Raw genomic sequence first — 26,009 nt, forward strand, 5'->3', positions numbered from 1 at the left:
AGTGTCACCACCAAAGACCGCTGAAGTGTTACCGATGTCCTGAGGCAGAATCGTCACCTATGTCCTGAGACATAACATTACTCCGCAAGAGTAGCGCGTACGTGCATTAGCCCCTTGATGTCGATTTGGCCTTTGGCCCTTCTACCGTTTCGCCTAATGGTGTTGGTTGATTTTCGCTCTCGTCTTCCCCCCCCTTGTTGGTCCTTACCGTTTTCTCGATGCCTTTTCCGCTTACCTCTCCGAGAGTTTCCTCCATCCGGCGGATCGCCCTCACGTTCGGTTTGGAAACATGGGCGGCGGGAGACCGGGTTGCAGGGCAAGCGGTCGGGCCGTTCTTCGACTGCTGACCCGTCCCGGATCAACCAGTGCATTGGATGTTTGTTTGCCGGGTCGTCGTCGGAATCATCGGGAGCCCGCTGGCGCGTCTTTCAGTTCCATCGAGCACACGATGCAATCGATGCTCTTTCTCGCCGCGTCTGCCTTGATTTCAGCAACCGTGGTTTGCGGGCGTTCCATGCCAGAGGAATGGTAGAGGCGCCGCTTGTTGATGCCGACGAACCAGCTGATCTTGTGAATTACCGTGGCCTCTTGACGCGGCGCACTAGAGCGGACGAGCAGAAGTAGGCGATCAGCGGTTGGGGCAGTGGGTAGCGAACCTCTTTGTTGCCGGATCAATGAGTGCGATGCTTGCCGGATGAGTGCCGAGGAGGACTGGGTCGAAATCACGCCTCATGACGACCGTTGGTTCGAGTTGTATCGGATCGAGGCGCTACGGATCGAATTAGTGCTCGGTGAATACGCACTTGGTATCGAGCACTTTGGAAGCACTGCCGTGCCGGGACTGCCTGCGAAGCCGATCGTCGACATTTTAGTCGGCGCCTGCGAAGGAAGCGGACCCGATGCAGCTATTAACGGCTTGGCACGTCTCGGATACGAGTATCTGGGTGAGGACGGTCGTCGCCCGGGACGATACTTCTGGCGCAAGCGAGGAGCAGACGCGTTCAATGTGAGCGTCGTTGAATATCGCGGACTGCTCTGGCAGACCAACATCGAGGTTCGCGATTTTCTGCGCATTCATCCGGAGTGGGCGACCCGCTATGGATTCGTCAAGCTCAGCGCCGTCGCCAAGTCGCGGGCGAGCATGCTTGGATATCAAGACCAGAAGCGTGAGTTCCTCGATTCCCTCCGGGCTGCCGCTGCTACTTGGGCCCGGGAGTACCGTCCCGACGCGCGATGACCGAAAGGCCCACCTCTTTTCGTTTCCGCTGACGTGGTACCAGGCCTTTCGTGCGATTGCTGAGGAGGAATGGGTTAGGTCCCGAACGCGGTAAGCCTCATGCGGTCCCTGACCCCATGCGGTCTAGCTGAAGTCCACGGATGTCGGGCGCGAGTTCAAACGGTCAAGCGAGGCGCAGCGCAGCTCAGCAATTTGCGTCACCGACCTCAGAGGCAGACTCGAGCGCGATACCGGCAATACGACTAGTTCGCCGAGCAGAGCTAAGCGCTTCTCAAGCGCAAGGCTGAAAAACTCCTTCTACATTTACGCGAAGCGCTAGGAACTGATTACGAAGGCCATGACGGTCGGATAACTCCTCGAGCCGCACCACTACCTCATGCATCTCCGTGTAGAAGCCCCAAGCACACGGTCGTTCCACGTGCAGTGGCAAAGGAAGTACGCCCTCGTCTGATTGAGTGGGACAAGGCCGCCCCGAAGAGTGGGGTGATCGAGGAAGCGCCGTAGTCGGATCAGCGTTGAAGAAAATGACCATCGCGCTTGCAAGCCGGGATAGCGGCTTCAGAGGCTGCGTATTCGCGCTTGCCAATCACTCGGCCGAACGCTTCGCGCTCAGCCTTGCTAGGCCTTACCATCTCCTCGATTGGTTTTCCAGCGGCCGAAATCTCGACATCACCTTCCTTCTTCTCGACGAGGTTGCAGGTGAGCACGTTGAGGGGGTGCGCGAAGCCGCAGGGGGCCTGCCCGGCGCTCGCGATTCATTTGCTCAATGGAGGATCCCGAGCTCGGTCGTGAGGTCGTCCAGTTCGGACCACACCTCTTCGGGTATCGGGATTGTCGCGTTGGTGATCAGTTGTCGTATCCTTCCAGAGCGCGATACACCCACCACGGTCGATGCGACGTGCGGATTCCGCGTTGAGAATTGAAGCGCTACTGCTGCAAGGTCCGTGTCGAAGCGGCGACATAGATTGCGTAGGCGCTCCGCGCTGGCTATAACCTCCGCGCCGGCACTGCGGTAACGGTATCGAGCTTGTCGCTAGCTAGACCCGGCAAGAATGCCGCTGGCGTACGGGGCGGCGTTGACGAATGCCATGCCCACATCCGCTGCCAGACCTATGAGGGGCTCGGCGGACCGATCGAGCAGGGTGTAGCGGTTGTGGTTCAGCACGACGTCGAAGGCGCCGGTGTCCAGGTAACGCCGCAGCTCAGCGACGTCTCCGCAGGCAACGCCAATGGAGTCGACCAGCCCTTCCGCCCGCAGCTGTTTCATACCGTTGAGGGCGCCATTCGGGGCCGTGATGTGGGCAAAATCGTACCGATCCGGATCGTGCAGGTAGAAAAGCTTCACCGATTCGACGCCGAGCAGCGCGGTGCTCCCGGCGAACGACTCCACAACGCGCGAAGCGTCGAACGGACCTCCTGGCAACGGGTCGGCCTTTGAGGCGAGCACCACTCCACGAGAGGCTGGGGCTCTGGCGAACGCTTTGCCGATACGCTCTTCGCTCGCCCCTTTCCCGTATTAATTGGCCGTATCGATGAAGTTCACAGGACTCGCCAGCGCAGCCTCGATCGTTGCGATCGCGACCTCCTCATCGACCTCGAATCCGTACGCACGGGCCATGCCGCCCAAGGCGCTGGTGCCGACGGCGACCGGGGTAGCCCGCAAGCCGGTGAGTCCCAGTGGTCGGAGGGGAAGTAGAGGCTCGATGGTCGTCAAGTCAGAACTCGTGGTGCTCGTCAAAACGAAGCCGCCAGGACCAGACGTAGCGGTCACCGGAAAGCCGGTACACGGGACGGGTGTCCGGTCCGATTCGACCGGTTCCGACGCCTCGTTGGGCGACATCGATGTGCACCACCGTTGCTGGCGACGGGGGAAGTTTCCACCAGTGGTCGACGGCTTCTAGTTGTTCGGGCGAATGGCGGCTGACGTTCATGTGAAGCGGAATTTCGCTCAGCATCGTCACGCGCCCGTGCTCGCCGAGGATCTCCAGCCGGGTGACCCCACTTCGGCTCCCGTTCTCCTGCGGCCGGACATACGGTACGGCGAGTTCGTCGATCTCGCTGGTCCAGCGACCTACGAGGGCGCTCGCCTGGCGGTCAGGATAGTTCTCCCACGGCCCGAGCCCGACCCATTCCGCAGTCTGGAACCCAGGCACCAGCTCGAATCTCATCCCGACACGAAGGCCGTCTCGGGTGCCGGCCGGAAGGGTGACCTCCTCGTCGAACAGGTAGTCCTCTTCGCCGAGTCGGGAGACGGTGCGGCGGTGGATCACAGGGTCGCCAAAGGCGGTTCGATACCGCGTGACGATTTCTGTCGTAGTGGCGTGTTGGCCGACGTGGGGCGGTCCGTCGAGGTCGAGGCGGAAGAACCCGGAGCGGACGAACCTCTGATCGAGCGCGAAAGACAGCTCGTTGTCGGTAAGCGCGCGCCAGAGCGCCAGCTGGGGTGCGCGGGCGAGGAGCGGATGCGCGATCCGGCCGTCCTCGTCGACCTCGGCGGCTCCTGAGTCTCCGCTGCGGATCGGTTCGGATGCGGAGCGGACGACCACCTGGTGGACGGCGACTTCCGAGCCGGCTTGGGCCCAGACGGCGGCCGTGCGGGTACGGACGGTGATGTTGAGGGCAAGAGCTGAGGCGTCCTGAAGTGCTCTGACGATCTCTTCGGGGATCGCGATTGTGGCCTCCGAGCCGGCCGCCACTTCGGGTGTGCCGACGGTGGTTGCTGCGCTGTTTCCGTAGCGGCTTGACACGTGCAACTCCAGGACGAACCTGTCCAGCGTCTCAAAGGACTGTCGGTTGCGAATCCTGAGCCGACCCGCGTGGGCGGCCTGCGCGTCTGAGACGACGCAGATGGGACTGAAGATTCCGCGCAATTCAAACATCGCGGGCCGCGGGGTCAGATCCGACGCGGCGATACCGTTGAGAACTGTCTGCCCGTTATTCGCGGGGTCCCCGAAGTCGCCTCCGTAAAGCATCCTGCCCGACCGATCAGGGTCGAGCGCGTGATCCAGGAACTCCCAGAGAAATCCGCCCTGCACCCCAGGGAGACTCTCGAAGAGGCGCCAGTACTCGTCGAGCCCACCGGTCGAATTGCCCTGCGAGTACGCGTACTCGCTGAAGATCAGCGGACGGTCGGCTTGGGGGTGGGAGGCGTATGCGGAGATACTTGAGAACGCCGGGTACATCGGACAAACGATGTCGGTCGCCGCATGTCCGCCGTGCCAGTTCGCCGAAACAGCGCCCTCGTACTGTACCGGTCGAGTCGGGTCGAAGCGTCGCGTCCAGGCGGCAGCCGCATCGTGAGCTGACCCGTAACCGGTCTCGTTGCCGAGCGACCAGACGATCACACTGGGGTGGTTTCGGTCACGAAGGACCATCCGGGACACGCGCTCGACAATTTCCGGTAGGTAGAGCGGATCATCGGCGATGGTGTCGGCGAAGGCGTGGCCTTCGATATCTGCCTCGTCGACGACGTAGAAACCGTATTCGTCGCAGAGGTCGAGGAAGACAGGGTCGTTGGGATAGTGCGACGTGCGGATGGCGTTGACGTTGAAGCGCTTGAGGAGCGCGAGCTCGCTCATGAAGCGCTCCCTTGTCATCACTCGACCGGTGACGGGGTCGACGTCGTGGCGGTTGACCCCTTGGATCAGAATCGGCTCGCCGTTGACTAGAAGGTTGCGGCCTTCGACGCGAACGCGACGGAAGCCGATTCGCAGAGCCGTCGAGTCGACGACGTCGCCGTCAGGGTTCAGAAGTTCGACGACCAGGTCCTCCAGCTCGGGCGACTCGGCCGACCATGGTTTGACGTGGAGCTGTGTCAGGTCGACGCGGGCGCACCCCGGGTCGGCCTGTGCCGTTTGTGGGGTTGTGTCACCAACGGCTGACGCCGGTGCGATGAACTCCGGGGGAGGTGGAGCGTCGGCAGCTGTCAGGCTGAGCATGTCCATGAAATCCTCGGGGAAGCGCTGCGGAGGCCGCTCCGAGCGGTCGCGCTCTGGCGGCGGCATCGTCTTGGTGGGCGTGCGTGCGGCGATACCGGTCGATCGAGTTTCGCCCAGCACCCGGATTCGGATGCTGTGCTCCACCGCCGGCTGGTGTTTCAGGCCGGAGGTGGCGGCTACCACGCTCAGGCTGCCGAGCCGTGACTCGGGATCGAAATCGGCAACGACCGAGACGTCCGCCAGACTGATGTCGGTTATGGAGTAGAGGTAGACCGGCCGGCTGATTCCGGATTGCCACCATTGATCCTGGTCTTCGAGATAACTCGCTGACGACCATTTGCTGACGGACAGTTCAAGGAGGTTGGTGCCCTCCACGAGGACGCCGTTGAGGTCGAACTCGGCGGCCAGATGCGAGTCGCCGCTTGTGCCAACGGGGATGCCGTTCACCGTGACTCTCAGGTAACCTTCTGCGGCGCCCACGTGCAGGATCGGTCGTCGTCCGCTGCCCGGGGTGAACTCGAACTCTCTGCGGTACACGCCGACAGGATTATGCGCCGGCACCGTCGGGTACACCTCCTCGAACGGCATCGGCACGTTGGTGTACTGCGGGCGATCCTCCTCGGACGACATGGTCCACAGGCTGGGGACGACCACATCCTGCCACGCTCCGGTGCTCGGGGCGGTGTCGGACGGGAGCAACTGAAATTGCCAGACGCCGTCGAGGGAGAGCTCGGCCGGTCGGCGGAGCGTGCTCGTCATGAGGCGGTTCACGGCGTGCAGGCCGGAACGATCGAATGGTCCTGACGGATTCTGCGGTGAGGTCACGAGACTCCTCTTCAGCGGGAGGTACATTTTGGCAATCGGATGCCAAATTACTGGCGAGCATAGTTCAGTTGGGTCCCGTGTGGCTAAATCTAAGTGAGTAGCATTGATGCCACCTCGCGAAGAGGCGGGGCACTCTTTCCCGAGAGAGCAGTCGATCTGCTGGCGTCGATGACGCTCGAGGAGAACGCTTGCCAGCCAACGTCGGTGCTTCCCAACCAGATCAAGGGCCTACAGGGGTACGGACGAACAGATGGCCCCGTTGCTCGCCAAGGTACCGGCCAGATCTCGGCGCGCGTCATTGGAGGCCCCCTGCCGGGACTGCTCGGCTGAACAACAGCGAGTCCAGGCGTACCTTCGCGATCACACCCCGCTTGGCCGTCCAGCTGCCAGCCCCCGAGGTGGCGCAGCTGTACCGCAGTCTCCCTACCGGCGGTGTTACCCGGCCCGCGTAACACTAGGTCGAGTTTGCGCGTGTTGAGCTGGAGACCGGTGAGACGTGACGCGTTGTCTTCGAGCTGCCGATGACGGCATGTGGTTACGCGGCGAGTGATGGTGCTTTGTCGTCGATACCGGTGACGTGGACGTGCGTGTCGGAGGCGTCTCGTCGACACTCGGGTCGCGGACCGGTTCGCCATCATTGACCACCGAAGGAATATTCCGAACCGCGTAGCTATTTCGCTCGTGCGTCGATCGGGGAGGCCCCGGTTCTAGGCTCTGCCGCTCTTCGACGCTGAAGTGCCGGCCTCGTCGTCGATCTCGCACATATTGACGCCAAGCACGCGCTCGATCAACTGGCGCAGCTCTGTCTCGATGTCGAAATCGGGTTCCGCAAGCCATTGGAGTTGCAGCCCCTCCCACGCGGTGTGGATCCACCGGGAGGCTTGGCGCGGATCGACGCTTTCATCGATCACCCCCACTGCCTGAAATCGGCGGATGCTCTCGGTCATTCGTCTGTCGCCCTCTCGCCACCGCTCCTTGAAGTACTTATGAGCCGGGTGGCTGGGATCACTCGACTCGCCGAACATCGCGGTGTGAAGGCGGACGATATTGATTCGCTTGAGGCTCTCGGCTGCGCGTTCGGGTGCCTTCCGGACGGATTCTCCGAGTGGCATGGTGGACCATTCGAATTCGTCGGACAGCCGAAGGGCCGCGAGAAGGAGGTCGTCCTTGGTGGGGAAGTGATAGAGAACTCCCGGCTCGCTCAACCCGGTCTTTCGCGCGACGTCCGCGGTGATCAGCGCCCGGTGTCCATGCTCCAGGATGAGGTCCAATGCCGCCTGGGCGATCGACTGGCGTCGCTCTTTGGTCTTGGCATAGCTGCCGCGCGGGCCGCGAATCCCAACGGTGCTGGTCATAAGCAAATATTACTCAAGAATGCGCCAAAACTCTTATCTCCTAAGAATTGACAGCATGGAGAGTCAAAGCTAGCCTTCTCCCGAACTCTATAACGCACTCGGAGTTCACTCACGGGCGGCGTTGGAACGCCCGTCTTGTCAACAGCGCCGGACGGGTCCGGCCGTCTTTCAAAGGTGAGGACATGCATTCACAGAAAGCGATTCGATCGACTCGACGCGCGGCCGTGACATCGGCCGTCGTCGTTGGCACCGCTGCTTTGCTGCTTGCCGGCTGCGCGAGTGGCGGATCAGCGACCACAGGCTCACCGACGAGTGACCGCGGAGCGCATATCACGTTTCTCAACCAGTCCCGAGGCCAGCAGGCCGCCCTGACTGCGTTGGCGGCACAATATGGCAAGAAGACCGGTGTGATCGTCACGGTCGACACCCCGGGCCCAGTGGACTTCCCGGCCAAGCTCCAGGCGGACGCCCAGTCGAAGCAGATGCCCGACATCTACTCCGCGCTCGATCACACGACCATGGCTCCCTTCTACAAGGCCGGTTGGGCGATGGACCTCAGCAAGGAGCTGAAGGGCGCGTGGGGGGACAGCTTCTCTTCGCAGGTGATCAAGCTCTCCTCCTTCGACAAGGGCAACAACCTCGGCGTTAAGCCCGGAACGTATTCCGTCCACTGGGAGACCCTGTCGTATGCGGTTCTTGCAGACGACAAGAACTCGGGACTGAACGCAAACAAGCTGCCCCAGACCACAGATGACCTCATCAAGCAGCTCGCCGCGAGCAATAGGTCTGGAACTGGAGGCTTCTCGGTTGCAGCATCGTTGACGCCGTACCTCCTTCAGAATGTGGCTTCCAACTGGCTGACCGACCAGCAAATCTCAGACACGTTCAACGGCAAGTACAAGTGGACGTCGGCCGGGTGGAAACATGCGTTCCAGTTCATCGCCGACCTGAAGAAGGCCGGGGCGATCTCAGGTGCCTCGTTACCGGGCGGCGCGAACGACAATCCAACGGTAGAGACCAACTTCTTCACCAAGCACACCGTAGGGGCCTATTTCGACGCGTCGCCCGGGGTGTCGGTCGGCCACGCGACATCCCCCGATTACACCGCGTACTTTTCCTTCACGCTGCCGAAGGCACCCGACGGCAAGTACGCCCCGCGAAGCGCTGCGGTTCCCGGCAAGGGCGCCTCGATAAACCCGCGGGGTAAAAACGTGCAGGCGTCCCTTGATTTCGTCAAGTGGCTGACCGAGCCGGCTCAGCAGAAATACTTCGCCGATCAGGCCTTCATTATCCCGACCAGCCCTGCCCTGATCAACGACACATCCAAGCTGCCCCCGGCTCTTACTGGGTTCGCGCAGGGGATCAAGCACCTCCAGCTCATCCCGAACACGTTCAGCCCCCAGGTGAAAGATGCGATCAGCCGTGACGTCCAGCGGCTGGTCCTCGGGCAGATGAGCGTTGATGAAGTTGCTTCCGACGTTCAGAGTGCGCAGGACAGCAGCCAGTGACCAGCTCCGTCCAAAGCGCCCCTGTGCGGCGTCCTTCCGGGGCGCCGCGCAGGCGGCGCCTCGTCACGCGGCGCAGGACCATCACCGGGTACCTATTCCTGTTGCCCGCGGTTGCCCTGATCGCGGTGTTCACGCTGGTGCCGTTCGTCGAGGCGATGCTGCTCAGCTTCCAAGGATGGGATGGCGTCAGCGCTGCTACGCCGTGGGTCGGCTTCCAGAACTATCAGGCCGCATTCAAAGACGTAGCCTTCTGGGCATCGATGAAGAACGTAGTCATCTTCGGTGCGGTCGGCTTCATTGTCGGTAATGGCATCGCTATCGTGATGGCCCTCGCGGTCAATGCGGTCCGCAAAGGACGCACGTTCTTCCGCACCGTCTACTACCTGCCGAGCGTGCTTTCGGTGGTCGTCGTCGGAATGGTCTTTTCGGCCATGCTGGACTCCCGTTCGGGAATCTTCAACAAGCTCCTCGGTTGGGCGGGGCTGCCTTGGCTCGAGCATGACTGGCTCAACGATCCGACGACAGCATTGTGGGCCGTCATCGGTGTCTTCCTGTGGTTGCACTGGGGTTTCGGGTTCATCCTCTTCCTCGCCGGTCTGCAAGATATCCCGAAGTACTTGTATGAAGCCGCTGAGCTGGACGGTGCGCGAGCCTGGGGCAGATTCCGCTACATCACCTGGCCGCAGCTTGCGCCTGTCACGGCCATCGTCAGCCTTCTTACGCTGCTTGCTGCCCTCCAGATCTTCGGAACCGTGCAGGTGCTGACCAACGGTGGCCCCGGGTATTCGACGATGGTCCCCACCTTGCAGATCTTCACGCAGGCTTTCACGTACAACAACTACGGCGAGGCCGCCGCAATGTCCGTCCTCTTCGGCGGCGCGCTCGTTCTCCTGTCCCTGCTCCAGTTGGGCTTCTCGCGTCGGCGAGCGAACGCCTGAACCGACGGAAAGTCTCAGATGACCACCACGACCAAAGCAACCAGCTACACGGAGATCCGGGATGCAGCGCCGAGCAGGCTCACAGAACGCCCACGAGCGATACGACCTGCGCGTGTCGCCCTGTATTCGCTCTTGGCCGTTGCCGCCTTGAGTGCACTCTTTCCTCTTCTATGGATGGTGTCAGGCTCCATGCAGACTCTGCCGGAGTTGCTCAAGGGCGATGCGATCCTGCCCGAGGTTCCCCAGTGGCAGAACTTCGCCACGGCCTGGGTCAAGGGCAATCTCGCTGTGTACTTGACGAACAGCGCCATGTACACGCTGTGCGCGGTGGCCGGCATTCTCCTAGTGTCGAGCCTCGCCGGATACGCGCTCGCACGTATCCCTTTCAAGGGCAAGAGCGTCTTCACCGCGCTCATCCTTGCCGTCATGATCATTCCCGCGCCGGCCATGTTCCTTGCTCAGTACAAGGTGCTCCTAGCTCTCGATCTTGCGAACACCCGCCAGGGGTACATCTTCATCCTGATCACCACCGGCATTCCAATATCGACCCTGATCATGCGCAGTTTCTTCACGTCTCAGCCGGAGGATCTCGAGGAGGCGGCGGCACTGGATGGGGCATCCGCTGTGCGAATCTTCTCGAGCATCATGCTTCCGCTCGCCAAACCAGGGATTGCCGCTGTGGCCGTGATCCAGGCCTTCGCGGTCTGGAATGAGTACCTGATGGCACTCGTCATCTTCAACGACAACTCGCTGATGCCTGTCCAGCGCGGGCTGACGAGTTTCGTCTCGGCCGAGACGCCACAGCCACAAATCCTCTTGGCGGCCACCCTGATCTCCATCGTGCCGGTATTGGTCTTCTACCTCTTCGCGCAGCGCCAGATCGTGGACGGTATCAGCGCAGGAGCCATCAAGTAGCCGACTCGTCGACCTGTCTTTCTCACTCTGACGCGCTCGTCGAGTACGCGCGAAAGGAACCCCTGACCCCATCGGATTACCGTTCATCGACTCACCCTGGTATGGCGGGGACTACAACCCGGAGCAATGGCCGGAAGACGTGTGGGACAAAGACGTTCAGCTCATGCAACTGGGCGGCGTCAACTGGCCGCTGTCGGAGCGGCCTGTGGATTGAGGAGTTCTGGCCGCTGGGGGCCGCACAGCGCCCGCGGGGCATCCCCGTCAAGTCGATCCACACGATACCGCCAGTCGTCAACGTCAGAGGCGATCTGTTCTTCAAGGGGTGTACGACTGCGGCCGAGTGGGCGGAGTCAGTTCACGTCACGGATGCGCAGCCCCGCGCCGGCTTCGAGCGGGCCAGTCGCCGGCCGGCCCGCGCTTACACGAAACGGTCATGTCGAGGGGGCGCGTGGTTCCTTGCGACCCGACTGGATCAGGACGGAATGTCCGCCGTCCTGCAGCAGCTCATCGACGAGAGCCGGATCTCCGGTTCGGGGTTCCCTTCGAAAAGGGAGCAGCAGCGGACGGATTCGTGGAGTCGGTCCGGGGGGGACCTGCGGTTCGTGATCACCACGACGACCGTCCCGTGTCGGTGACGCTTAACGGCACGGACTCCTCAGTGGGCGCGACGCTGAGGGAGTGTCTCTCGAGGTCGGCAACGAAGCCGCATTGATGTGGCTCTTGGAAGGCGCGGCCCGCGCTGAGATCGCCGTTGATCGGTCCAGTGGAGATCAGGAACACGTTTCGCGCCGCCAGCCGGTCGCCCGGAGTCCACTCCGCATGGATATGGTTTGCCACGCGGACGGTTCTGGGCCCGGGATTTGGTTGGGCGCATGCGGCTTCACCGTGCGATGTCGACGGCGGCCTGCAGCGCCAGGACTCCGGCTGCGCGCGCCCACTCTTCGAACTCGAACGGCACCGCCTCGACTTTCAGGAGCTCGGGTGCCCGTTCGGCCGACAGTTCGATCCCGTGCCGGATGGCGGCGGGGGAGATTTCCCAGAGAGCGAGACCGTCGCCGGTCACCACAATCTTCTGCGGGTCGAGGAGATTCGAGACCAACCCTACCGCCTGACCCAGAGCTGCGCCCGCGTCGTCGAACCCTCTCAACGCCGCAGGGTTCCGTGCTTGAGCCAGCTCGACCGCCTCCGCGTAGTTCACCGGACTCCCCAGCGCTTGGGAGATCGAGCGCGCGATCGCGTCGTTCGTGAGGTAGACGTTCGCGCAGCCGCGGTGGCCGCTTCTGCAGATCGGGCCAGAACGGTCGATCGGCAGGTGCGCGAGGCGACCCGGGGAGCCGGTCGCCCCGAGGACCAGTGCGCCGTTAGCGATGATGCCGCATCCGACTCCGGCGCCCACGGTTATCAGGACGAGGGAGTCGAGGTGGGCGCCCGGTCCGAACCAGTGTTCGGTGGCGGCGAGAGCCTGCACGTCGTTGCCCCACGTGACGGGGAGGCCGTCGATCGATGACAGGACTGACGACAGATCGAGGTCGCGCCACTGGAGGAACTCGGAGTCGATCACCATTTGCTCGGATCCGACGGTCACGACCGAGCCGGCCAGGGTCACGCCGACGCCGGCGATCGTCGGCGTCTCAACCTGGAGCGAGCGCGTCGTCCCCACGATCTGGGCGGCCACCTCGGCCGGGATCCGCGAGCCGAGCGCTTGCTCCGCGGCGGCGATGACGGTTCCGCCCAGGTCGACGACCGCGGCATAGAGCACGTCGGCGGTGAGCTTGATGCCGACGAAGTGGCGCGCGTCCGGTTTTACGCGCAGCAGCTCGGAGGGTCGGCCGGTGGGCGCCCGCAGCTCTGTGACACCTTCGACAACCAGGCCGTTATCGACGAGCTCCCGCGCGATACGGGTAAGGCTCGAGCGGGATACGCCATGTTCGGCGGCGAGTTCGGACCGTGACGAGGGTCCGCCGGTGACCAGGCTCATGAGTACCGCGCGTGCGGGGGCGGACATTCTCGGCCACCCCGTAACGACGAGAGGGGGCGACAACGACATGAATCCACATTACTCAATAGGGGCACCGGTAGCTACCTGGATAGAAATAACGTCCGCGAAAATCGCACCAAAAGTTTTCTCTTGACACCGAGTTGATTCATGTATGAAAGTAACTCTCGTGGATACGATGACGTTGTCGCAGCTCTCCCGGACCGAGACCGCCCCCCCTTCACCCCTGGTGCATTTCCGGGCCGCCGGAGTAAGCCTCATGGTGGACGCCGCTGGACCGAGCCTCCCCCGCGTCATCCATTGGGGCGCCGATCTCGGTTACCTGCAGGACTCCGAACTGTCGTCGACACTTCTGACAGCGGTCCCGCCCGCGGTGCACAACTCTATCGACGAACCGGAACCGCGCTCGATCCTCGCCGAGCAGTCGAGTGGGTGGTTCGGGCTGCCCGGGCTGGAAGGCCACCGCGACGGCGCCCTGTTCAGTACACGATTCGTGGTCGACAGCGTGATCCTCGATTACGAGCCGGACGGCCAGAATGGCGGATCGGTCCGTGTGCACGCCATCGACGCGGAGGTCGGTCTCCGGATCGCGATGACGATCGCCCTGACTCCGGAAGGTCTCGTGACGATGGAGGCCGAGCTCCAGAACATCGGGACGACGCCGTACGTGCTGAACGCACTGCGGCTCTCGCTCCCGCTGCGGACTGAGGCGACGGAGATCCTCGACTTCACCGGGCGGCACACCCGTGAACGGAGCCCGCAGCGTCACCCCCTGGTGCAGGGGAGCTACGTCCGCACCGGTCGCCGTGGCCGCACCGGGACCGACTCGTCGCTTCTCCTTCTCGCCGGTGAGGAGGGTTTCCGATTCCGCTCGGGCGCTGTCTGGGGGCTTCATACCGCCTGGAGCGGCAACCACGTGACGTTCGTCGAGCGTGACAGCCAGGGTGCGTCGATCATCGGCGGAGGCGAGGAGATCCTCCCCGGCGAGGTCGTCCTGGCTCCGGGCGAGCGCTACTCCACTCCTCTTCTCTACGGAGCGTACGGCGATGGCTTGGACGATCTATCATCACGGTTCCACCGCCACCTCCGGGGCCGTCCGCAGCACCCCATCGCCGAGCGCCCCATCACGCTGAACACCTGGGAGGCGGTGTACTTCAACCATGACCTCGGCACCCTGAAGCGCCTGGCCGATCTCGCCGCGTCGGTGGGTGTCGAGCGCTTCGTCCTCGACGACGGCTGGTTCCTCGGCCGGCGCAGCGACCACTCCGGACTCGGCGACTGGATCGTGGACCCGGCGGTCTGGCCCCGGGGCCTGGGCCCCCTGGTGCGGCACGTCCGGTCACTGGGGATGCAGTTCGGCCTCTGGTTCGAACCCGAGATGATCAGCCAGGACTCCGAGCTCGCGCGCCGCCACCCCGAATGGATCCTCGGCCCCCGGGGGCGATCGCCCCTGGAATCTCGCCACCAGCAGGTACTCGACCTGTCTGATCCTGAGGCCTACGCCTACATCAGGGACGCAATGGACTCGCTCATCGCTGAGTACGCGATCGACTACATCAAATGGGACCACAACCGCGACCTCCTGGAGGCCGGGCACAGCGGCAGCGCCCGCGCCGCGGTCCACGATCAGACGCTCGCCGCCTACCGGCTGATGGGTGAGCTGAAGTCGCAGCACCCCGGGCTCGAGATCGAATCGTGCTCCTCGGGCGGAGCACGCGCCGACCTCGGGGTGCTGCAGCAGTCCGACCGCATCTGGGCCAGCGACTGCATCGACCCGCTGGAGCGCCAGCAGATCCAGCGCTGGACCGGCCTGCTCATTCCGCCGGAGATGATGGGCTCGCACATCGGCGCACCCACGTCGCACACCACGGGTCGCACGCACAGCTTGCAGTTCCGCGCAGGGACCGCCTTCTTCGGGCACTTCGGAATCGAGTGGGACCTTAGTGCTGCCACCCCGGACGACCTCGCGGAGCTGACCGGATGGGTCGAACTCCACACCCGGTTCCGCCACCTCCTGCACACCGGTACGACCGTCCACGGAGACCATCCGGATCCGGCGCTCTGGCTTCACGGCGTCGTCGCGGACGACGGTTCGGAGGCGGTGTACTCGCTCTCTGCCGTTGCGACGGGCGTGTGGTCCCCTCCCGGCCTGATTCGCTTGCCCGGCCTCGATCCGCTCCGCCGCTACCGGGTGACCGTCCTGCAGGCCCCCGGAGGAGATCCCCGGACCCTGCCGGCGTGGTCATCCACGGGCCTGACCGTCAGCGGGCAATCGCTGGAGAGGTTCGGGCTGCAGAGCCCCGACCTCTTCCCCGAGACACTCGCTCTGCTTCACGTCCAGGACGTAAATATCACCGACTGAAAGGAGGAATGGACCACCGAATTTCTGCCGACACAGCCCTACCCCCTGCACCATGACAAGAAAGTAGAACAATGATGTTTTCCCAACACAGGAGCCGGCGCAGGCTCGTGCGCGGGCTCGCCGCAATCGTGACCGTCGCCGGGCTCGGGATCGGTCTCGCAGCCTGTTCGTCCACGTCGCCCGCATCCGGGGACGACGGCCCCGTGACCATCACTTACGGATTTTGGGCGGAGGAGTTCCGGCCGGCGTTCCAGCAGGCTGCCGACGAATTCCACAAAGAGAATCCCAACATCACCGTCAAACTCAAGCTCACACCGTTCGCCGATTACTTCACGAAACTGAACACGGAGATTTCGAGCAAGACTGCGCCGGACGCGTTCTGGCTGCAGAACATCCACATCGGCCTCTACGCGAAGAACGGCGCGCTCGCCGACCTGACCACGCTTCGCAAGGACTCGAAGGTCGACCTCTCCGGCATCCCGGACTCTGTCATGAAGCCGTACACGATCGGCGGAAAGCTGTACGCCATGCCCTGGCAGGCGCTGCCGTTTGGTCTGTACTACAACAAGACGCTCTTCAAGGCTGCCGGCGTCGCCGAGCCGACCAACGACTGGACATGGGATGACGTCGCCACCGCTGCCGCCAAGCTGACGAACAAGTCGGCTGGCATCTATGGCATCGCGGCGCCGGTATGGAATTACGGCACCTTCTACCAGTCCATGTACAGCTACGGTGCGGACATCATCACCGATAAAGGCAAAGGAACCGACATCGACTCGCCCGCTGCCCAAAAGGGCCTGAAGGTCTGGACGGACCTGGTGCAGAAGGGCTACTCACCCTCCGTCGCCCAGACGACAGACACCCCGGCGGACTCCTGGTTCAGCTCGGGCAAGACAGCGATGATCACGAGCGGACCCTGGACCGCCACCTCCTACAGCGCAGCCCTCGGGAAGGGCAACCTCGGACTGGTCGCCATGCCGAAGGGGTCGGTCGATCGTTCCGGGATGGCCACGACGACCACAGCCATCGCGGCGGCCGGCAAGCACATTGCCGACGCGTACCGGTTCGCGGAGTTCCTCAGCGGTGACACCGGCCAGAAGATCCTGTCCAAGTCCGGCGTTGCCGGCGGCCCGGTGAACAAGAACGCCAACCAGGCCTGGATCGACGCCATCCCGGGTGTCGGGATCGAGAACATCCTCCCGGAGATTGCCACGGCGAAGCTGCTGCCCTCATCGAATGCGACGTCGGTCTGGGAGGACCAGGAGGTGACCGTCTTCACACCGGCCTACAACGGCACGGCGAGCGTCGCCGATGTGACGAAGCAAATGGCCAAGGTCATCGAGGACTCGCTCGCCAAGGAGAAGTAGTCCCACAACAACTGTGGGCCTGCCGACCATGCGGTCGGCGGGCCCCACCGAAAGGGTTAACTCATGGTCGTGGATGTCCATCGCCCCCAGGCGGCGCCCCGCACCCAACCGCCACCGGCGGCGCATCGCGTACGACGTCGATCGAGCGAGGGCACACCCCTGCCATGGGTGCTGTTGTTCCTTGGGCCAATGGCGCTCGGGCTGCTCGTCTTCTACATCGGTCCCGTGCTCGTCACGTTCTACTACAGCTTCACCGAGTGGGGCGTCTTCGGCGGCGTCACCTGGGTTGGCCTCGCCAACTACGCGCAGGTGTTCACTTCGCCGGAGGTCGGACGCGCGCTCCTGAACACGGTGATTTACACCGCCATTGTGCTGCTGAGCATCCCGGTGGCTCTGCTGATCGCCACCCTGCTCTCGCGGCGGTCACTGCGGTTCGTGTCCGTCTACCGGCTGCTGTTCTTCCTGCCGGTGATCACCATGCCCGTTGCCATCGGCTGGTTGTGGAAGCTCATCCTGAACGGGGACTTCGGCATCCTCAACCAGGCGCTGGCCGCTGTGGGGATCCAGGGGCCGACCTGGCTGAGCGACCCCCGCACGGCGTTGATCTCGATCAGTATCGTCGGCGTCTGGGCGAGCTTGGGCTACCCGATCATCCTGTTCGTCGCCGCACTGCAGGGGGTGCCTCCGGAACTGCATGAGGCCGCCGCACTGGACGGCGCTGGCGCGGTGCGGCGCTTCTTCAGCGTGACCCTGCCGGCGGTGAGCCCGACGGTGTTCTTCGTGTCGGTGCTGACGACCATCGGGGCCCTTCAGATGTTCGACCTCATCTACGTGATGATTGGGAAATCCAGCCCGGTCATCCCGCAGACCGAGACGGTCATCTACCTCTTCTACAAGACGGCGTTCATCGACAACAACAAAGGACTGGCCTCGGCCATCGTGTTCGGTCTCATGGTGATCATCATGCTTCTCACCCTTCTCCAGTTCCGTCTGCAGCGACGGTGGGTGCACTATGCCTGAGACTCGCTCCAAGGCGCTCAATCCGGGTCTTGTCCTGACCCACGTGGTCCTCATCGTGGGAGCGATCGTGATGGCCCTGCCGTATGTGATTCAGGTGATCACATCGCTCAAGTCTTACCAGGAGACCATTCAGGTGCCGCCCGTGCTCTGGCCTGCTCACTTTCAGTGGGGGAACTATCTCGAGATCTTCTCGGCGTCGTTCCCCGTGGGAGTGCAACTGATGAACACGACACTGGCTGCCGCTGCCCGGGCGGCCGGGCAGCTGCTTCTGGGCTCCATGGCCGCGTACGCGTTCGCCCGTCTTAAGTTCCGTTTCCGCGGCGCGATCTTCGCCGTCTTCCTTAGCGTGCTGATGGTGCCCGGGCAGCTGTTCCTGATCCCGCAATACCAGGTGATCCAGACTCTCGGTTGGCTGGACAGCTTGCAGGCGCTGTTCCTCCCTGGCATCTTCAGCGCGTTCGGGGTGTTCCTGCTCCGTCAGTACTTCATGACTCTGCCGTTGGAACTGGATGAGGCCGCACGGCTGGACGGCTGCAACCCGTTCCAGATCTACTGGCATATCCTGCTTCCGCTGGTCCGGCCGGCGCTGGTGGCGCTGGCGCTGCTGACAGTGGTCAACAGTTGGAACGACTTGCTCTGGCCGCTCGTGGTCAACAGCTCGCCGGAGCACCTGCCGGTCTCGGCGGGCCTAGCAAACTTGCAGGGGCAGTTCGTCGACAAGTACCAGCTCATCATGGCGGGTGCTGTGCTGACGACCGCTCCGATCATCCTGCTCTTTGCCGTGCTGCAGCGCCAGTTCATCGCCGGCTTCGCGACGAGCGGGCTGAAGTAGGTGCGCCACGACGATTGGATCGTTGCGCCAGGCTGGGAGCCGGTCGCGACGGTCTTCGGAGCGCTCATCGAGGCGGACGACCTTGGTGGCGCCGCGGTAGCCGTTCACGCCGATGGGAAACTTGTCTTGGATGCCTGGGGCGGCCGGGCGGACGCCGTCAGGGACCGCGATTGGCACGGAGACACGCCAACGGTCGTCTTCTCCTGCACCAAGGGGATGCTGTCGATACTCGTCGCCAAGCTGGTCGAGAGCGGTGCCGTCCGGTACGAGCAACCCGTTTCCGAGCTATGGCCGGAGTTCGCTGCGGCCGGGAAAGGTGAGGTGCGGATCGCTGATGTGCTCTCGCACCGCGCGGGCCTGCCGGCGTTCGACGTGCCGATCGGTTTCGAGGAGCTGGTAGGCGGCGCGAGCCTCCCCGGACTGCTGGCGCGGCAGGCGCCGCGCTGGCGGCCGAGCGACGGCTACGCGTACCACCCGCTGACATTCGGCTGGCTGGTCGGCGAGATTGTCCGGCGTGCCACCGAGGAGACCATCGGCCGCTATTTCACTAAGACCCTGGCCGACCCACTCGGACTGGATGCCTGGATCGGAGCTCCTCCTCACGTGCTGGCTAGGGTCGCCCACGTCAAGACGGCGCCGAGCCAGGTGGCGGCTTCGGTCGGCCTTCTCGAGCGGGCCGAGTCGGGCGATGCCCTTCCGCTGTTCGCGATGACCCTCGGCGGTGCTCTTCCTCCGTCGCTTGTCGGGTCCGGGGCCGGTGCAGACGCGGGGCTGAACGATCCACGAGCGCAGGCAGCGGAGATCCCGGGCGCCGGCGGCATCGCGACCGCGCGCGCCCTGTCCGCGTTGTGGTCCAGCACCGTCGTCGGGACCCATGAAGTCAGCGCCCTTGGCGCGGGCGTCCTCGCCGAGGCGCTTGCGCCGGCCTCTGAGGGCCCGCAACTGGTGGCCGGTGGCGCGCCCTATCCCCGGTTCGGCATGGGGTTCCAGCTGACCTCGGATGCGCAGCCCTATCTGACTGCGCGCAGTTTCGGGCATGACGGCGCGGGAGGTCAGCTGGCGTTCGCGGACCCGGACCATGGTGTCGGCTTCGCTTATGTGACCAGCACGTTGGTGGGTTCTGGTGATGACCGCGGCCGCCGGCTGGTGGAAGCGGTTCGCTCGGTGCTCTGAAGGGCCCCAAATGCTCTCTCGAATCCAGCACCTGCGATGTCACGCAGGCCGATTCAAGCGAGGCGATTCAAGTGCTGCCTGATGCAGCAGAAGGGTCTCCTCAGGAGACCGCTTGACTCCCTGAATTTCGTTGACTTTTGCTGGAACTGCGGCGGAATACTCGGCGCCCTCGGCGTCGAACTAGAGTTGGAATCCCGAGAAAGCGTCGAGCCTGGTTAGGCTGCGGCTGCGCTTTGCGTGATGGTGGCTAGGCGGTGCGTTGCCGCGAGTACACGCGCGGCGGTGGCTTGGATTAGGTTGGTGTCGCCGTTGGCCCACCCGGTGATGTAGCCGATGCTGTACACGGCGGTGTCACATCCGAGGAGGCCGGCGACGATGTACGCCACGGATTCGGCTTCGACCTCCATCCGGCCGCGGTGGCTCACGTAGTCGAGCGGGTCGCTGGTGTGTCCCAGCAGGATGTGCGCGGTTTCGTGGATCAGTGTCTTCGCTGCGTGCTCGCGGCTGAGCCGGTCGTCAAGTACCACGGCCTGCGAATCCGGATCGGTGTAACCGTTTCGGCTGCCCGGCAGTGGACGGTAGTGGATGCTCCAGCCTTCGGCGAGCAGGTAGTTGGTGAGGGCGCCGATAACGCCGTGGTCATCAGCGCCGGTGAGTTGCTGCGTGATGCTGCTGGGGTCTTCCGCGCCGTCGATGGGGTCGGTTTGGCGGATGTCGAACACGGTCAGAATCGGGTATCGCACTATGCGTCGCTCGAACTCCTCGCCCTTGTCGTCTTCTTCAGTGATCTTCTTGGTGGAGTAGCCGAAGATGCGGATGCCGGTCTCACCTTTGCGAACCTGGCGGCCCAGCTTCTGCCATTTCCGGAACCCGGCCACCTGAGTTGCGTCCGGCCTCTGGGCGAGGATCAGCAGCAGATTGTTCAGCGAGTAGGCGTGGAACGCTGCGGCGAACTCCAAGAAGGCCCGCCACTTCTCCGAGTCATTCAGCTGTTCCACCTGTTCACTGATGGAGTTGTGGAGCGTCTCGGCGCGTGCTTTCTGTTCGTCGGCGCTCAAACCGGCTCGGTGTGCGGCTGTGGTGCTCATGATGTGTCCCCTTTGTGGACGACTTTTGTGTGTGCCTTTCCGGCAAGGGGAATCGATCGTGAGCGGTGGCGGCGGAGTGCTGGGACCGTGGAATACCGCAGCGCAGCGAGGATATGCCGCGAAAGCCCGGCACGCAGCCGCAGGAGCGAACTACGATGAACGGCCGGAAAGGTCACTCACCCGTGCGGATGGCGGCACCCGACTCGGCTCACCTGGTCACGTCGCCGACCACCTGATCGTCGAGAATGGTCCGGTTTCTCGGGGTGGGCAGTGCCAGCCGATCTCGCCCCAAATAAGCGCCGGGGGGCGTCGAGATCAGCTGCAACCACTCCAGGCGTCCGCCGGCCTAGAACCTGTTGAGCCGCCTTCGGCGGCGCTGGCCCTATGGGTTTGTGTGTCTTTCCGCGGGGCGATCGTAGCTCGTTCCCGCGGCTTACCGTGCCGGGCTTTCGCGGCATATCCTCCCTCGCTTCGCTCACTCCGGTATTCCACGTCCCGGCACTCCGCCGCTCCCGCTCGCTCTCGATCTCTCCGCCGGAAAGGCAAACAAAACGATCGAGCAGGGGAGTGAACGATCATGCGGGTATTCATCATCGACACCACACACATGGGCCCGGAACTGCAACGGGGACTGATAGGAGTGGTCGGCTCGACCAGCCCGAGCCCGGAGGAGAAGGAGGAATGCGTGGACACCGTTTCGAGGTATGCGGTGGATGGGTGGGCGATCGCCGCCGACCCGCACACCCCCATCGGGTACCTGGCCGCGCTGACCGCCGAGACCGCGTGCGTGCCGTTCCTAGCGTTGGAACGGGTTCGCCGGGCCGGCGGTGCGGTGATCGCAGCGCCGACAGCTGGCGCGCACCTGCAAGGGCTCGACTGACGCCGTGGGCGAGGCACGGTTGTGGGTGCCGCCCTCCATGGCGTGACCCACAACCCTGGTTTCAGCCCGCCGTCGACGACCTCTTGCTCGGGGTCCGCCTTGTCCGCTGGGTTGGTCAGCGTTCCTGGCTCCACCCGGGAACGAAGGCTAGGAAGCTAACGGGGTTACCGCTCCGCCTGAGCCCGGGTTGCCTCTGCCGTCTTGAGGGCCTCGTATCCGGGAATGAGCGAATAGAGGTATGCCCTGAGAAGCGCCTCCATATTGATGGCATCGCGGTCATACAGCCATTGAAGTTGGAGTCCCTCGATGAGAGCCAGGAAACTAGCGGCAAGCTCGTTCGGCTTCTGGATCGACCGGATCTCACCCCTGGCCTGCAACGCGTCGAACGCTACAGCGAAATATTGCCTGAGGGAGTCGTAACGATAGCGGTTGTCAGCGTGGGCAGGGTGGTCCTCTGTCGTGCCCTCGGCCGCGAGAATGCTGTAGAGCTCGACAAGCCCCGGTCGCTTGTTGTTGTCCGCGATGACCTCGAGCATGGATTCCAGCGCATCGACGGGGTGGCCGGAGGGCGAGGGCGCGAGGAGCGAAGCGCTCTCTTGCTCACGCACGGACAAGACCGCCGAGAGCAGGTCGAACTTACTGGCGAAATGGTGCGCGAGTCCGCGCTGGCTGATGCCCGCGCGGTCGGCTATGTCCTTCATCGTGCTCGCGCGGAATCCTGAGATCGCAAAGACGTCGATGGCCGCGTCGATGATTCGCTCACGCACGGCGGCCGTTTTCGCGTACGGCCCTCGCGCTTTCGATGTCTGCCCGGTCACGGGTTGAAACTACCACTCCAAGGCGACTTTCGTGATAGTGTCGGCGAAATTCGCGTTTCAATGGGGTTTTCAATACGTCAGCCCCTGACAAAGGAGTCAAACTATGGACGAGATTGAAGACGCCGCTTCAAATGCCGGCGTAGCGTCACCGCTAGCCGGCCCAGTGGCGGCAGAAGCCGTCGAGGTGCTCTCAACGGCCGCTGATAACAGCAGCTATGCTGAACTCCCGAAGGTCCGCGCTGGATTCATCTGGCTACTTTTCGGCGGCGTCTTCGGGGCATCACTGGCGTTCATAACACCCTTGGCGATTTCGCTGTCCATCCGAGTGAGCGCTCTCGCGCCATCCCACCCGGAATACTTGGGTTACATCCTGGGACTTGGCTCACTTGCGGCGTTGCTCGTGGGCCCCCTCGGCGGTCAATTGAGTGACCGGACACGGTCCCGTCTCGGTCGTCGTCGCCCCTGGCTAATCGGCGGTATGACCGGCGGCACGATCTCTTTGTTCGTCCTCGCCATCTCACCCAACCTGTACGTGCTCGGCCTAGGGTGGGTGCTCGCGCAAGTCACCTTTTCGCAGGTGATCAACAATTTTGTGACGATCCAGGCCGACCGTCTGCCTCTGTCCCAGCGAGGACGTGTCGCAGGAATCACGGGCCTGGCGTCAATGATCGCACCTACGTTCGGGGCGGCTCTCGCCGGTTCACTTGCCGCCTCGCCATTCGCGCTCTTCCTTGTCCCCGGCGCCGTCGCGATCGTCCTCGTTGGTGTATTCGTGTTCTTTTTCAAGGAAGGCGATAGCCGTGGGTTCGACTTCCACTCGCGTCTGACTTTTAGGTCCGTCATCTCGCGTTACGTCTTCAATCCCATGCAAAACAGGGATTTTGGCTGGAACTGGCTGGGTCGGTTCTTCTTTTTCTTCGGACTTACTCTCAGCACCACGTTCACCGCATTTTTCTTCGCCGCGAAGCTGGGTCTGGCCGTTGACAGAGTCGGGGGGATCATCGCGATCGCAGGCATTACCGGTGTCCTCGGCACAATTGTCGGCGCCGTCGGTGGAGGATTCCTCTCCGACCGTCTCAAGCGGCGAAAGCCATTTATTCTTACCGCGGCTACCGTCTTCCTGGCCGGGGCGATCATCCAAGCGATGGCATCTGGCCTTGCCCTCCTTGTCGTGGGCACGGTCCTAGCCAACCTGGCGATCGGAATCTTCTCCGCGGTAGACCAGGCTCTGATGATCGACGTGCTCCCGGAGAAGGAGACCGAGGCCGGCCGTTACATCAGCATCACCCAGTTCGCTGTCACCATCCCACAGGCCGTGGCTCCCGTCGCCGCATCCCTGATCCTCGCGATCGGTGTAAGCGCAGCCGACAAAAACTACCCACTGCTCTACGTTGTCGCTGGCGTCCTAACGCTGGTCGGCGGCCTTGCAATCCTTCGCATCAAAGCCGTGCGCTAAAAGCACACACCCACGTAATCCTCGGCGAAAGGCATCATCGTGACCGTTCACAGCTACGACCCCGCTACCGTTTTCGGACGGGCCGTCGATCGCGTCCGAGCGGGTTCGGACGCCATTGAAGAGGCGACGGCGATTCTGAGCGCGCTCACCCCAGAAGAGCGGCTTTGGCTGCTCGACGGTGACGGCGAGTTCTGGTCGGGGATGGCCGAGATGGGCCGGGCCTACAACTCTCAGCCGATCGTCATGGGCGAGATCACCCGGATCGGGTTGCCCGGCCTGCGGTTCAGCGACGGCCCCCGCGGCGTGGTGATGGGCCAGTCGACGGCGTTCCCCGTGTCGATGGCGCGCGGCGCGACCTGGAACGTCGAGCTCGAAGAACGCATCGGCGCGGCGATCGGCGCGGAGATGCGCGTTCAAGGCGGCAACCTCTTTGCCGGGGTGTGTATCAACTTGCCGCGCCACCCCGCCTGGGGGCGGATCCAGGAGACCTACTCCGAAGATCCCTTAATCCTGGGCGAGATGGGAGCGGCGCTCACCCGTGGTGTCCGCCGGCATGGCATGGCGCTGGCGAAGCACTTCGCTCTCAACTCGATGGAGAACGCCCGCTTCTCCGTCAACGTCACGGTGGACGACGACGCGCTGCACGAGGTCTATCTGCCGCATTTCCGTCGCGTGGTGGAGGAGGGCGCGGACGGGATCATGGCAGCATACAACTCGGTCAACGGCGAGTGGGCCGGCCAGAATCCGACCTTGCTCACCGACGTCCTGCGCGAAGAGTGGGGGTTCGAAGGCGTGACTATGTCGGACTTCATCTTTGGGCTGCGCGATGCTTCGGCCTCTCTCCGAGCGGGGCTGGATGTGGAGGCACCGCTTCGGCAGCAGCGTGCCAACTGGTTGCCGACTGATCTGAAAGAGGGCCGAGCGTCCTGGTCGGACGTCGATCGGTCGGGCCTGCGGATCATCGCGACTCAGCTGCGCCACTACGCCTCGACACTGGACCGGGAGCCGAACGAAGACGTCGTGTTCTCGGCACAGCACCGGGCGCTGGCGCACGAGGCCGCCCGTGAGGCGGTCGTGCTCCTCAAGAACGACGAGGTCGGGGGCGTCCCCCTGCTTCCGTTGGACGCGGCCGGCATCCGCCGCCTGGCCGTCATCGGTGCGCTCGCCGGAGTAGCGAACACCGGGGACAAAGGGTCATCGAACGTCCGCACTCCCCACGTGATCACTCCGCTCGACGGTCTGCGTGAGCTGCTGCTGGACATCGACATCGAGGCGGTGCTCAGTCACGACCTGCGTGCCGCGTCCGACGCGGCACGCCGCTCGGATGTCAGCGTCGTCGTCGTCGGCAACACCTTCGCCGATGAGGGTGAGTACCTCGGCGCGGACGGAATGAGCGCGCCCGGCGTTCGTGCAGTCTTCCCGCCCTTCCCACCCGGCGTCGACCTCGCGAAAATGGCGAACGAGGGCGAACACATCATGGGAGAGGCCGACGGAGGCGACCGCACCTCCTTGCGGCTCAAGGAGGAGGACGTCGCGCTGATCCGCGCCACCGTGACTGCTAATCCTCGAACCGTCGTGGTGATCGTCGGTGCCGGCGCTGTGATCACCGAGGAGTGGCGTGACGAGGTGCCGGCCGTCGTGTTCGGCTGGTACAGCGGGAGCGAAGGTGGTGCTGCCCTGGCTGAGGTGCTCCTCGGCGCGACGGATGTCACCGGGCGACTGCCCTACTCGATCCCCACCGCTGAAGCGCATCTGCCGTACTTCGACCGTACAGCGTCAGAGATCACCTACGACCGGTGGTTCGGGCAGCGACTTCTCGACCGAGATGGTCACGATGCGGCCTTCCCGCTGGGATACGGCCTCTCGTACACGACCTTCAGCATCGACGATCTCGTCATCGAGTCGGTGGAAGGCGAGAGCGTCGTCGCGGCGGCGACCGTGACGAACACTGGCAGTCGTCGGGGCCGTCACGTGGTGCAGCTGTATGCGCTTCTCAACGAGCCGGACTTTCCCCGGCGGGTACTGCTGGGGTTCACGCCGGTATGGCTCGAGCCGGGCGAATCTCGTCCCGTTGCAGTGAACGGCTCGCTTCGTCCTACGCAACGTTGGATGGCAAGCGGATTCCAGCCGCCGTCCCGGGGGGTGACGTTCGAGGTCTCCTCGTTTGCCGGCGATCCCGCAGCGATCCACGACCCGACTAGGACCGTACCTTTGCCGATCTGAGCATCGGACCACAGCCCCCATCGAGATGTGCTTGGACGGGAGCTCACCCCCGAGGCATCCCTCGCGAGGTGACCGGAG

Annotated in this window: 20 protein-coding genes and 2 pseudogenes; 14 read left to right on the forward strand and 8 right to left on the reverse strand. The window is 63.6% G+C overall.

Going from position 1 to position 26,009, the window contains the following annotated elements; genetic code table 11:
• The first annotated feature begins 694 nt into the window (after positions 1-694).
• Positions 695-1,237, forward strand: a complete 543-nt coding sequence (locus SB754_RS00005; protein ID WP_410780301.1) for a GrpB family protein — start codon at positions 695-697, stop codon at positions 1,235-1,237.
• Positions 1,238-1,746: 509 nt separating this feature from the next.
• On the opposite strand, the gene SB754_RS00010 is transcribed toward SB754_RS00005, so the two are convergent.
• The 5 genes and pseudogenes from SB754_RS00010 to SB754_RS00030 all read right to left on the reverse strand — a co-directional run bounded on the left by SB754_RS00010 (position 1,747) and on the right by SB754_RS00030 (position 7,355).
• Positions 1,747-1,944, reverse strand: a complete 198-nt coding sequence (locus SB754_RS00010; protein WP_410780302.1) for a hypothetical protein — start codon at positions 1,942-1,944, stop codon at positions 1,747-1,749.
• A gap of 56 nt (positions 1,945-2,000) precedes the next feature.
• Positions 2,001-2,726, reverse strand: a pseudogene (locus SB754_RS00015) (aldo/keto reductase).
• 27 nt (positions 2,727-2,753) lie between these two features.
• Positions 2,754-2,951: a hypothetical protein gene (locus SB754_RS00020; RefSeq protein WP_410780303.1), complete on the reverse strand. Its 198-nt coding sequence runs from the start codon at positions 2,949-2,951 to the stop codon at positions 2,754-2,756.
• A 1-nt stretch (position 2,952) separates the two neighbouring features.
• Positions 2,953-6,000, reverse strand: a complete 3,048-nt coding sequence (locus SB754_RS00025) for a glycoside hydrolase family 2 TIM barrel-domain containing protein (protein WP_410780304.1) — start codon at positions 5,998-6,000, stop codon at positions 2,953-2,955.
• 707 nt (positions 6,001-6,707) lie between these two features.
• The gene (locus SB754_RS00030; protein ID WP_410780305.1) at positions 6,708-7,355 is read right to left on the reverse strand and encodes a TetR/AcrR family transcriptional regulator; all 648 of its coding nucleotides are present in this window, start codon (positions 7,353-7,355) and stop codon (positions 6,708-6,710) included.
• A gap of 182 nt (positions 7,356-7,537) precedes the next feature.
• Between SB754_RS00030 and SB754_RS00035 the strand changes: the two genes are divergently transcribed.
• From SB754_RS00035 to SB754_RS00055, 5 genes and pseudogenes are all read left to right on the forward strand, one after another.
• Complete coding sequence (locus SB754_RS00035; protein ID WP_410780306.1) at positions 7,538-8,863, forward strand: ABC transporter substrate-binding protein; 1,326 nt, start codon at positions 7,538-7,540, stop codon at positions 8,861-8,863.
• Positions 8,860-9,801 carry a carbohydrate ABC transporter permease gene (locus SB754_RS00040; protein WP_410780307.1) on the forward strand — a complete coding sequence of 314 codons (942 nt, stop codon included), beginning with the start codon at positions 8,860-8,862 and terminating at the stop codon, positions 9,799-9,801. Before SB754_RS00035 ends, SB754_RS00040 begins: the two co-directional genes overlap by 4 nt.
• 18 nt (positions 9,802-9,819) lie before the next feature.
• On the forward strand, positions 9,820-10,716 hold the full coding sequence (locus SB754_RS00045; protein ID WP_410780308.1) for a carbohydrate ABC transporter permease: 897 nt from the start codon (positions 9,820-9,822) through the stop codon (positions 10,714-10,716).
• Positions 10,717-10,801: 85 nt separating this feature from the next.
• A pseudogene (locus SB754_RS00050) lies at positions 10,802-10,900 on the forward strand (beta-galactosidase); the annotation flags it as partial.
• A gap of 43 nt (positions 10,901-10,943) precedes the next feature.
• On the forward strand, positions 10,944-11,351 hold the full coding sequence (locus SB754_RS00055) for a beta-galactosidase trimerization domain-containing protein (RefSeq protein WP_410783232.1): 408 nt from the start codon (positions 10,944-10,946) through the stop codon (positions 11,349-11,351).
• Between the two features lie 245 nt (positions 11,352-11,596).
• Here the strand turns inward: SB754_RS00055 and SB754_RS00060 are convergent, their stop codons facing one another.
• Positions 11,597-12,694, reverse strand: coding sequence for an ROK family protein (locus tag SB754_RS00060; protein ID WP_410780309.1), 1,098 nt, complete (start codon positions 12,692-12,694; stop codon positions 11,597-11,599).
• 277 nt (positions 12,695-12,971) lie between these two features.
• Here SB754_RS00060 and SB754_RS00065 point away from each other — a divergent pair, with 277 nt between their 5' ends.
• The 5 genes from SB754_RS00065 to SB754_RS00085 all read left to right on the forward strand — a co-directional run bounded on the left by SB754_RS00065 (position 12,972) and on the right by SB754_RS00085 (position 19,466).
• Positions 12,972-15,074: an alpha-galactosidase gene (locus SB754_RS00065; protein WP_410780310.1), complete on the forward strand. Its 2,103-nt coding sequence runs from the start codon at positions 12,972-12,974 to the stop codon at positions 15,072-15,074.
• Positions 15,075-15,277: 203 nt separating this feature from the next.
• Complete coding sequence (locus SB754_RS00070) at positions 15,278-16,441, forward strand: ABC transporter substrate-binding protein (protein ID WP_410780311.1); 1,164 nt, start codon at positions 15,278-15,280, stop codon at positions 16,439-16,441.
• Between the two features lie 189 nt (positions 16,442-16,630).
• Positions 16,631-17,461, forward strand: coding sequence for a carbohydrate ABC transporter permease (locus SB754_RS00075; RefSeq protein ID WP_410780312.1), 831 nt, complete (start codon positions 16,631-16,633; stop codon positions 17,459-17,461).
• The gene (locus SB754_RS00080; RefSeq protein WP_410780313.1) at positions 17,454-18,293 is read left to right on the forward strand and encodes a carbohydrate ABC transporter permease; all 840 of its coding nucleotides are present in this window, start codon (positions 17,454-17,456) and stop codon (positions 18,291-18,293) included. Before SB754_RS00075 ends, SB754_RS00080 begins: the two co-directional genes overlap by 8 nt.
• Positions 18,294-19,466 carry a serine hydrolase domain-containing protein gene (locus tag SB754_RS00085; protein ID WP_410780314.1) on the forward strand — a complete coding sequence of 391 codons (1,173 nt, stop codon included), beginning with the start codon at positions 18,294-18,296 and terminating at the stop codon, positions 19,464-19,466.
• A 215-nt stretch (positions 19,467-19,681) separates the two neighbouring features.
• Here the strand turns inward: SB754_RS00085 and SB754_RS00090 are convergent, their stop codons facing one another.
• Positions 19,682-20,554 (reverse strand): ArdC-like ssDNA-binding domain-containing protein, encoded by an 873-nt coding sequence (locus tag SB754_RS00090; protein WP_410780315.1) that lies wholly within the window; start codon positions 20,552-20,554, stop codon positions 19,682-19,684.
• A gap of 577 nt (positions 20,555-21,131) precedes the next feature.
• Here SB754_RS00090 and SB754_RS00095 point away from each other — a divergent pair.
• The gene (locus tag SB754_RS00095) at positions 21,132-21,434 is read left to right on the forward strand and encodes a hypothetical protein (protein WP_410780316.1); all 303 of its coding nucleotides are present in this window, start codon (positions 21,132-21,134) and stop codon (positions 21,432-21,434) included.
• Between the two features lie 164 nt (positions 21,435-21,598).
• On the opposite strand, the gene SB754_RS00100 is transcribed toward SB754_RS00095, so the two are convergent.
• The gene (locus SB754_RS00100) at positions 21,599-22,252 is read right to left on the reverse strand and encodes a TetR/AcrR family transcriptional regulator (protein WP_410780317.1); all 654 of its coding nucleotides are present in this window, start codon (positions 22,250-22,252) and stop codon (positions 21,599-21,601) included.
• Between the two features lie 103 nt (positions 22,253-22,355).
• Here SB754_RS00100 and SB754_RS00105 point away from each other — a divergent pair, with 103 nt between their 5' ends.
• Together SB754_RS00105 and SB754_RS00110 are read left to right on the forward strand one after the other, a co-directional pair.
• Positions 22,356-23,708 carry an MFS transporter gene (locus SB754_RS00105; protein ID WP_410780318.1) on the forward strand — a complete coding sequence of 451 codons (1,353 nt, stop codon included), beginning with the start codon at positions 22,356-22,358 and terminating at the stop codon, positions 23,706-23,708.
• Between the two features lie 201 nt (positions 23,709-23,909).
• Positions 23,910-25,931: a glycoside hydrolase family 3 C-terminal domain-containing protein gene (locus tag SB754_RS00110; protein WP_410780319.1), complete on the forward strand. Its 2,022-nt coding sequence runs from the start codon at positions 23,910-23,912 to the stop codon at positions 25,929-25,931.
• Positions 25,932-26,009: the final 78 nt, after the last annotated feature.

The sequence above is a fragment of the Leifsonia sp. SIMBA_070 genome, assembly GCF_046534635.1.
Lineage (GTDB): Bacteria > Actinomycetota > Actinomycetes > Actinomycetales > Microbacteriaceae > Leifsonia.

What these genes read in the sequence shown, in the direction of transcription:
- SB754_RS00090 (WP_410780315.1), bottom strand. Translation starts at nt 20,554, where the DNA reads ATGAGCACCACAGCCGCACACCGAGCCGGTTTGAGCGCCGACGAACAG.
- SB754_RS00075 (WP_410780312.1), top strand. Translation starts at nt 16,631, where the DNA reads ATGGCGCTCGGGCTGCTCGTCTTCTACATCGGTCCCGTGCTCGTCACG.
- SB754_RS00030 (WP_410780305.1), bottom strand. Translation starts at nt 7,355, where the DNA reads ATGACCAGCACCGTTGGGATTCGCGGCCCGCGCGGCAGCTATGCCAAG.
- SB754_RS00005 (WP_410780301.1), top strand. Translation starts at nt 695, where the DNA reads ATGAGTGCCGAGGAGGACTGGGTCGAAATCACGCCTCATGACGACCGT.
- SB754_RS00060 (WP_410780309.1), bottom strand. Translation starts at nt 12,694, where the DNA reads ATGAGCCTGGTCACCGGCGGACCCTCGTCACGGTCCGAACTCGCCGCC.
- SB754_RS00065 (WP_410780310.1), top strand. Translation starts at nt 12,972, where the DNA reads ATGGTGGACGCCGCTGGACCGAGCCTCCCCCGCGTCATCCATTGGGGC.
- SB754_RS00080 (WP_410780313.1), top strand. Translation starts at nt 17,454, where the DNA reads ATGCCTGAGACTCGCTCCAAGGCGCTCAATCCGGGTCTTGTCCTGACC.
- SB754_RS00105 (WP_410780318.1), top strand. Translation starts at nt 22,356, where the DNA reads ATGGACGAGATTGAAGACGCCGCTTCAAATGCCGGCGTAGCGTCACCG.
- SB754_RS00035 (WP_410780306.1), top strand. Translation starts at nt 7,538, where the DNA reads ATGCATTCACAGAAAGCGATTCGATCGACTCGACGCGCGGCCGTGACA.
- SB754_RS00110 (WP_410780319.1), top strand. Translation starts at nt 23,910, where the DNA reads ATGGCCGAGATGGGCCGGGCCTACAACTCTCAGCCGATCGTCATGGGC.
- SB754_RS00095 (WP_410780316.1), top strand. Translation starts at nt 21,132, where the DNA reads ATGCGGGTATTCATCATCGACACCACACACATGGGCCCGGAACTGCAA.
- SB754_RS00045 (WP_410780308.1), top strand. Translation starts at nt 9,820, where the DNA reads ATGACCACCACGACCAAAGCAACCAGCTACACGGAGATCCGGGATGCA.